The 530-nt window shown below is 65.8% G+C and carries 1 protein-coding gene; it reads right to left on the bottom strand.

Going from position 1 to position 530, the window contains the following annotated elements; translation table 11 throughout:
• Positions 1 to 530 (bottom strand): condensation domain-containing protein (locus IF06_RS33500; RefSeq protein ID WP_232236832.1); only part of this gene is annotated, 530 nt, incomplete at both ends.

Raw genomic sequence — 530 nt, 5'->3', positions numbered from 1 at the left:
GGCCCGTGCCTTGGCGGGGCAGGTCGCGTAGTTGTTCGCGCCAGTAGGTTCGTTGGGTTTGCAGGTCGGCGGCGTCGCGTAGGCGGGTGTATTCGTCGTGGGACTGGTGCAGTGTGGGTGCGGGGTGTTTCCAGGTGGGTGTGTGGCCGGCTTGTCGTGCGGTGTAGGCGTGGCTGAGGTCTCGTACGAGTAGTCCGTATGACCAGCCGTCGAAGGCGATGTGGTGGATGCCGATGCCGAACAGGATTCGGTTGGTGGTTTTGTTTCGGATCAGGGCGGCGCGCCAGTTGCGGCCCTGGGTGTAGTCGAGTGGTTGCTGTACTGCTTCGGCGAGTTGGTCGAGGGCGTCGTGTTCGGTGGTGGCGTCGGCGAGTAGCCGTAGCTGGGGCATGCCGGGGTTGGGTGGGATGATTGCTGTTGGTGGGTCGGTGCGCCGGTAGCGGGCGTGCAGGGCCTGGTGGCGGTGGTGTAGGTCGCCGAGGGCGGCCATCAGGGCCCGTAGGTCCAGCTCACCCTCGATCCACCAGGTG

This window comes from Micromonospora globosa, from assembly GCF_000717585.1.
Classification (GTDB): domain Bacteria; phylum Actinomycetota; class Actinomycetes; order Mycobacteriales; family Micromonosporaceae; genus Micromonospora; species Micromonospora aurantiaca.
Note: the sequence above shows the minus strand (reverse complement) of the source record. Positions and strands in the feature narration are given on the sequence as shown.